Below are 7,765 nucleotides of genomic sequence, written 5' to 3'. Positions count from 1 at the left end.
AATTCGGCACTTCCTCCCTGATGTTTTTTCTTAAAGTTAGGATACTTAGTACGACCAGCAAAGAAATTGGTAAAAGCTGTTTGTAAATGTCTTAACCCTTGTTGTAAAGGTACACAGCTTACTTCGTTTAAAAAGTCTAATTCTTCTTGTTTTTTCCAATCGGTTAGCATTGAAGAAGTTTGAGCGTAGCCTACTCTTTCTTGCTTTTCGTACCATGCTTGTGTTCGTTCGTGGAGAGCTTTGTTGTAAACTAATCTTACACAGCCCAATGTGCGCCGCAATAGCGACTCTTGTGTTGGTGTGGGGTAAAATCGAAACGAGTAGGCTTTTTCCATACCTCACGTTTTAGCATATATTTCGTAAACGATGCTCATATTTAACAGTAAAGCCGTCGTAGAACGACGGGGTTTCAGACCCAAAATTTTCGATGACACAAGAAAAAACATGGGTGGGGAGCGATGTCAGTAAAGATGTTCTAGATATCTATCTGCTACCCCAAGGTCTCAGCTGACAACAACCCAATAGCGAGCTACAATATCTGCGATCACTTTCTGGCTTTGCGGATAGCACTCCCTAGTATTAAACCCCCAAGGGTAATATAAGCAAGAACGCTGCTGGATTCTGGAGTCGTTCTTTTAGATGCAACACGAATCTGAACAAGAACATCATCGTCATCATCATCTACAGTGAAAGATGCAGCGTCATCAAGATGAGCTAAGAAGATATTAGTATCTAGTAACTCAAATGTATTTCCTCCGAAACCAAGGCTATTATCTAGATCTGAAAAAACTATTTGTGAAGCCCTATCTGTGCCTCCAATTGTAGCGAAAAAACTTTGACCATTCCAGTTAGTTAGAACCGCCAGTGGAATTGGTTGATCTGGATTAAAAGACCCCAAAAAAACCTCACTGTTTGTTGATGGATTATTCGGCAATCCTGAAAGAACCGGAACAAAGTTTTCTGAAGTAGTCCCAAGACCAAACTCAGAATTGGCACCAGCACCACCTCCTAAGGATTTAACGTAAATATCAACCTGATCAGGAAATTTAAACTCTGCTGCACTGCTTAGATTAGTAATACCGCCAACGAATAAAGCAAGAGCAAAAGTAAATAAGGGATATTTGGGGTTGCAGGGATTGAACATTTTTGTTGCTCCTCAAAAATTAATTCTTTTATGTGTGGAAACGAAGCCTATACTGATAGTTTCTTCGGCAAAATAGTCGTAAAAGTCCTTCTCAGTCAACATTTCACGATTCCATAAGCAAAAATTATCACACAAAGTCGAGAAGAGCCGTTATCTTTTGTTCCTTGAGAACAAGGTTCATGCTTTTAGTTTGACCAGTGAGCAAAAATTCCCCAGTCGTCTGGAACAGGCGAACCAAAAGATTCGCCCGCCCACTCCCAATTAGTTAAATAAGCTGAACATCGAAAGAGACAGCAAACCCGGCGGGGCGATTTTCAATGGTTGCGAATTGTTGCCCAAGAAAACTTAACCCACCTGTTAAGCTATTGTAGTTAAATTGGCTAAGGCTACTAGCATTAAATCCGGACTTACTGATTTGGATGACATCGCCCTCTATCCACTGAAAATCCTTGATTACGTCAACTCCTTCTAGAAGAGAACCGAAAAAAAAGGCATCGGCACCAGTGCCGCCAGTGAGGATATCATTGCCATAGCCGCCATAGACAAAGTCATTCCCAGCGCCTCCTAATAGAACATCGTTGTCGGCTCCGCCAAAGAGATAATCAGTGTCGTTTCCGCCTGATAAAGTGTCAGCACCCGCTTCGCCAATGAGCAAGTCACTACCGTTTCCGCCGAAGACATTGTCATTTCCAGCGCGGCCGAAGATGATATCTGCACCATCTCCACCATCAATGTAGTCGTTGCCTATTCCACCGTCGATGTAGTCGTTGCCTCCTTGGCCGTAAATGCTATCATTCCCTTCATTCCCGTACATGGTGTCATTACCGAAACTGCCGAACAAGAAGTCATTGTAAATTGTACCGTTGTAAACTGGCATTAGCTGTCAACTCCTGTGAATTAATTAAGTTGATGATTCAAGTCAAACATTCAGAGCAAATAACATTCAATAGATACTGAATAACAAATTGGTATCAGCCAACAACTCTAAATAACTCTAAATAGCTCTAAATAACCGTACATAACTTTAAATAACAATTAATAACAGTGCTTTCTCTTTCTCATCAAAATATTGACAAATCCGAGAAAATGATGTAATCTCTAAATATCTCCATTAATTTTTTGATTATTTTTGAACTAAAAATGGTTGGCATTCCTGACAGGATAGGAACTAAAGATAAAGACCTATTGCAAAAAGCATTTCTAAACCAGATCTTGCAAAGTACTGGTTTGATAAAAAATCAAGATCATAGTTGTTTATTTCAACTTCTATATAATCCAAAAAATCAAGATAAAAAAAGAAGTGAAATTGTCGAAATAATGAAAGATAAGCATAATCTTCATTATACGGAAGCAACTATTAATGAATATGCGAAAAGAATTAGGAGAATAATGGTAGATGTGTTTAAACAAGCGATGATAGACGATGGATTAGAATTAAGTGTCAATTTAATTACTACTAAATATGAGAAGAAAGGAAAACCTCAGAATTCAATTGAACCTCATCAAGTGACTTATCAATGGTTATGGGAGAAAAAATTTCCTCGGATGGGTTGGGAATTAGCAAAAGAAGTTGCTGCACCTGCTTGTAATAAGTTAACGATGCTGGATATTAATGAAAATTTTGAGGTAGAAAAATCCCCTAATGGAGGAGCCTCAAACGGGAGTTCAAAAAGGGGTCTAGTTATGAATGGTACTGTAATTAAGCCAGAGCCAGATAAGGGTAATTATATTTATCTTAACAAGCCCCATTATTTATGGGTTGATTTACCTGACAATGGTAAATATTTATTGTTAATTAATGAGACGGTAGAAGGAAATTTTTATCTCTTTAGTCCTTCAAGAGCATTTGCCTATGTTCCTTATACTAAGCTGTCAGAAGGACTTCGTTTACCCCCGTCTGAAGGACTGGCTCGATTTTTCCAATATGATGCAGTAGGAGATGAATATTTTCTGGCAATTGTCACAGAGCAACCCATTGAGTTATCTTGGGTTAATGGGGAATGTGACCCTACAGATATTATCTTAAGTCAAGAGCGTCTTGAGGAGATATTTATTAAATTGGGTCAACAGGGTAATAGTGAAGTGTTTTATAAGCGGTTTAAGGTGGTGGAACAAACAATTAATTACTCTGAGCAATCGGCAACAATAATCAACAACAAAAACTTAGTTTATTAAAGGAGTATAGTAACATGAATCAAGCCATAATTAACCAGATACAATAGTATAACTAGATCGCATCATGCCAGCGATTGCCCTTGCCCATTGTCAACAGTAATTGCCCATAAAATAGGAAAAAACAATGCAAATTTCCATTCAACTAGACGATGAACACGCTCAAAAACTAGCCTATATTCAACAAACCACCCAAGAAAATACTTTAGAAACCATTCAACAAGCCATTGAACTACGCTATCAACAACTCCAAGAAAAAACACACGATCCCCTAGCTAAATTAAAACAAAGTTCCTTTATCGGTAGCTTTGAAGCAGAGGCTGACTTTGCCGAAAACTCAGAAAACATTTTGCATTCACTCCTATCCGAAAAAAATGATCATTGCTGATACAGGATTCTTTCTCGCTCTTGGCAATCGAAAAGACAAAGATCACTCGTTAGCCATTCAAACTATTTATAGTCAAAATGAAGCCTTAATTACCACCTATCCTGTTATCACCGAAACCTGTTATTTACTCTTAGCCAGAATAGGTAATCAGGCGCAAATCAACTTTTTGCAGGGATTGGTTAACGATAACTTTGAAATATTTCATTTACAAAATCATCATATTGAACGAATGATTGAATTAATGGATCGTTACGCTAACTTACCGATGGATATGGCAGACGCTTCTTTGATTGTATTAGCAGAGCATCTAGGACATGGAAGAATATTAACTGTTGATCGTCGAGATTTCAGTATCTATCGTTGGAACAATACGGAGGTTTTTAACAACTTATTGTAGGAGATATTTATTCAGGGTAATCAGGGTAATAGTGAGGTGTTTTATAAGCGGTTTAAGGTGGTAGAAAAACCCATTAATCACTCTGATCAATCAGCAACAATAATCAGCAACAAAAACTTAGTTTATTAAAGGAAGATAGTAACATCAATCAATCCATAATTAACCAGATACAACAGTATAACCAAACCCTAGGAATGCTATATCAGCAGGGGCAATATGAGCAAGGGATTATCTTCGCTCAACAAACCTGTGATTTAGCCAAAAGTTACTCACTAACTAATGAGGTTATTTATGCTGATTCTTTGAATATTTTAGCCCTATTATATAAGTCAATAGGACAGTATAAGCAAGCTTTACCTCTCTATCAACAAGCTCTCGAAATTCTTGGTAAAAGTTTAGGTACTGACCACCTTGACTATGCTATTTATTTGGATAACTTAGCCGTATTACATCAGTTAATGAGACAGTATAAGCAAGCTTTACCTCTCTATCAACAAGCTCTCGAAATTCTTGGTAAAAGTTTAGGTACTGAACACCCTGACTATGCTACTTGTCTGAATAACTTAGCTGTATTATATGAGTCAATGGGACAGTATGAGCAAGCTTTACCTCTCCATCAACAAGCTCTCGAAATTCGTGGTAAAATTCTAGGTACTGACCACCCTAACTATGCTGATTCTCTATATAATTTAGCCGTATTATATAGGTCAATGGGACAGTATGAGCAAGCTTTACCTCTCTCTCAACAAGCTCTCAAAATTATTGGTAAAATTCTAGGTACTGACCACCCCGACTATGCTGCTTTTCTAAATAACTTAGCTGTATTATATGAGTCAATGGGACAGTATGAGCAAGCTTTACCTCTCTCTCAACAAGCTCTCAAAATTATTGGTAAAATTCTAGGTACTGACCACCCTAACTATGCTGAGTCTCTATATAATTTAGCCGTATTATATAGGTCAATGGGACAGTATGAGCAAGCTTTACCTCTCTCTCAACAAGCTCTCGAAATTAGTGGTAAAATTCTAGGTACTGACCACCCTGACTATGCTACTTGTCTGAATAACTTAGCTGTATTATATGAGTCAATGGGACAGTATGAGCAAGCTTTACCTCTTCATCAACAAGCTCTCGAAATTCTTGGCAAAAGTTTAGGTACTGACCACCCCGACTATGCTCATGCTCTGAATAACTTAGCCATATTATATCAGTCAATGGGACAGTATGAAGATGCTTTACCTCTGTTGCAACAAGTCCTAGAGATTCAACATAAAAGTATTGGAAATAACCATCATAAATATGCAGTTTGCCTGCATATTTTAGCTAATTTATATCATTCAATTAAACAGTATAAAGATGCTTTATCCTTCTATCAAAAAGCTCTAGAGATTGAACGGAAAACTATTGGAACTGACCATCCTCACTATGCTGCTTGTTTAAATGATTTAGCCCTTTTATACAAGTCAATGGGGGAGTATGGGGAAGCTATACCTCTGTTACAACAAGCCTTAAAAATTCGCCATCAAAGTCTTGGGAGTAAACATCCCCACTTTGCATATTTTTTATATAATTTAGCCCTTTTATATACAGCAACCAACCACCCAGAAGAAGCACTAAAATTAATGCAAGAAGCGGCAGATATTGACTTAAAAACTATCTCGAAAATCTTTAGTATCAGCACCGATAAACAACGCATCATTTATCTTATACAAAACTACCATAAAGTAGAAACATTTCTCTCCCTAGTTTTCCAGCACTTTCCTAATAGCCCCGAAGCGGTACAATCTGCTTATAACCTCATCTTAAGACGAAAAGCGATCGCAACCGAAACCGCCATCCTGCAAAAAATCGCCCTTTTATCCCAACAATACGCCCATCTTGCCCCCAAACTCCAACAATGGCAACAAATTAGGCAACAACTCGCCAAACGCTGTTTTGATATACCCACCCCCGAACAACTTCCCTACTACCAACAAGAAATTAAATCCCTCGAACAACAAGCAGAAAACCTCGAACGAGAATTAAATATCCCCGAACTTAACCTCGAAAAAGAACTGCAAAACGCTGATTTTCGTACCATCGCCTTAGAATTACCCCAAGGAACTACTCTAATTGAATTTTTCAGGTTTAATAACTACAATTTTCAGGCAATTCCCGCCAACGGTGACGCTGCATCCTTTCCCCCTCGCTATCTCGCCTTTATCCTACCTGCCCAAGCCCCAGAACAGCTAACTATGATAGATTTAGGAGAAGCTGAACCCATAGACAAATTAGTGAAAGAGTTTCGGGAGTCGGTAGAAAACCCACGAGGATTAAGTGTGGCCGTATTTAAGAAAAAAGAGGATATACTGTCAAAAATTGAACTAAGCCAGCTTATTTTTCAGAAAATCAAGCCTTATCTCAGCCAAGAATTAATTATCTGTCCCGATGGCGAATTAAACTGCTTACCCTTTGAAATTTTACCCACCGATAAAGGCAGCTACTTAATGGATGAATATCGCTGCAACTTCTTAAATGTAGGGCGAGACATCCTGCGCTTTAAAGCCAAAATTCCCGCCAAAGTCACCTATCCTCTCGTTATCGCTAACCCTGACTATAACTTAGCTAGTCCCGAAAACACGCCATCAACTGCCGAAAATGAGGAAAAATTCCCCTTTAAACCATCCTTACGCGATTTAGCCACCTCTAGACAAGGACAAATATTCAACTCCCTCCCCGGCGCCGAAATCGAAGGCGAAAAAATCGCTAAAATACTCAGAGTCAAACCCGTTACCGCCGCCAAAGCTTTAAAACCTCTTGTCTCCAAAGCCCAAAAAGCCCCGTATATTCTCCATATCGCTACTCATGGCTACTTTCTCGGCGATATAACCCCCGAACTGGACACAATTAACCAAAACTTCATGTTATCGAGTCTTTCCGCCTCAGAAAGATTCCAAGTCGGCACCAGACAAAATCCCCTGTTGCGTTCAGGTTTAGCCTTTGCGGGGGTGAATACGATGTTAAACGGCGGTAAACTACCCGAAGAAGCCGAAGATGGCTTATTAACTTCCCTAGACGTGCAATCTATCAACTTAGCAGGGACAGAGTTAGTCGTTACCTCCGCCTGTGAAACCGCCTTAGGAGACCTCTACACAGGAGAAACCCTCATCGGTTTGCGTCGTTCCTTCATCCAAGCAGGAGCAAAAACCGTTATTATCAGCCTTTGGAAAGTGGAGGATGTGGCTACCACTATCTTAATGCAGTATTTCTATTATTATCTCCTGAAAGCCAAACTTAGCAAAGCAGAAGCTTTGAGAAAAGCCAAATCTAGCCTCCAGCGTCTCACCATCGCCAAAATGCGTTCCCAATGGCTAACGGAAGATGCCATCAAATCGGCAGAAAAACACAGTATAGGAACTGCTGCCCATTTGCGTGAATTAAGTCAAAAATCTGATTTAGAACGCCCTTATGAAGCTCCTAAGTATTGGGCTGCTTTTATTTGTTTAGGGAATCCAGCCGGTCTTCCGCTTTTACCATTTTGACAGGCGAGCAAGGAACAAAATCTGAATTGACATCCTCGCCGCCCTAAAAGTGCGGCGATTCCTAAACCTCACGATTTAAGTTTCTGCTTCCACCACCGTCGCATACCACAGTTAAAAAACCATGTACTGTCTTACACAGAGTC

At 39.3% G+C, this 7,765-nt stretch carries 7 protein-coding genes; 4 read left to right on the top strand and 3 right to left on the bottom strand.

The features are described from left to right. The 3 genes from EWV66_RS03685 to EWV66_RS03675 form a co-directional block, all read right to left on the bottom strand. A partial coding sequence (locus tag EWV66_RS03685; RefSeq protein ID WP_287108730.1) for an RNA-guided endonuclease InsQ/TnpB family protein occupies positions 1 to 335 on the bottom strand: 335 nt, incomplete at its 3' end. Positions 336 to 544: 209 nt separating this feature from the next. Continuing rightward, entirely contained in the window at positions 545 to 1,144 is a 600-nt protein-coding gene (locus tag EWV66_RS03680; RefSeq protein WP_052275618.1) for a hypothetical protein, read from the bottom strand. 265 nt (positions 1,145 to 1,409) lie between these two features. Further along, positions 1,410 to 2,021: a calcium-binding protein gene (locus EWV66_RS03675; RefSeq protein ID WP_052275619.1), complete on the bottom strand. Its 612-nt coding sequence runs from the start codon at positions 2,019 to 2,021 to the stop codon at positions 1,410 to 1,412. A 263-nt stretch (positions 2,022 to 2,284) separates the two neighbouring features. Between EWV66_RS03675 and EWV66_RS03670 the strand changes: the two genes are divergently transcribed. The 4 genes from EWV66_RS03670 to EWV66_RS03655 all read left to right on the top strand — a co-directional run bounded on the left by EWV66_RS03670 (position 2,285) and on the right by EWV66_RS03655 (position 7,622). Continuing rightward, positions 2,285 to 3,319 (top strand): hypothetical protein, encoded by a 1,035-nt coding sequence (locus tag EWV66_RS03670; protein ID WP_287115906.1) that lies wholly within the window; start codon positions 2,285 to 2,287, stop codon positions 3,317 to 3,319. A 124-nt stretch (positions 3,320 to 3,443) separates the two neighbouring features. Further along, positions 3,444 to 3,704, top strand: a complete 261-nt coding sequence (locus EWV66_RS03665) for a hypothetical protein (protein WP_002758926.1) — start codon at positions 3,444 to 3,446, stop codon at positions 3,702 to 3,704. Then, positions 3,691 to 4,101 (top strand): type II toxin-antitoxin system VapC family toxin, encoded by a 411-nt coding sequence (locus EWV66_RS03660; protein ID WP_012264691.1) that lies wholly within the window; start codon positions 3,691 to 3,693, stop codon positions 4,099 to 4,101. Before EWV66_RS03665 ends, EWV66_RS03660 begins: the two co-directional genes overlap by 14 nt. A gap of 194 nt (positions 4,102 to 4,295) precedes the next feature. Then, entirely contained in the window at positions 4,296 to 7,622 is a 3,327-nt protein-coding gene (locus EWV66_RS03655; RefSeq protein WP_287108725.1) for a tetratricopeptide repeat protein, read from the top strand. The last annotated feature ends 143 nt before the right edge of the window (positions 7,623 to 7,765 follow it).

This window comes from Microcystis sp. M_OC_Ca_00000000_C217Col (assembly GCF_007095585.1).
Taxonomy (GTDB): Bacteria; Cyanobacteriota; Cyanobacteriia; order Cyanobacteriales; family Microcystaceae; genus Microcystis; species Microcystis panniformis.
The sequence above is the reverse complement of the archived record's forward strand: the minus strand, read 5'-3'. Positions and strand labels throughout refer to the sequence as shown.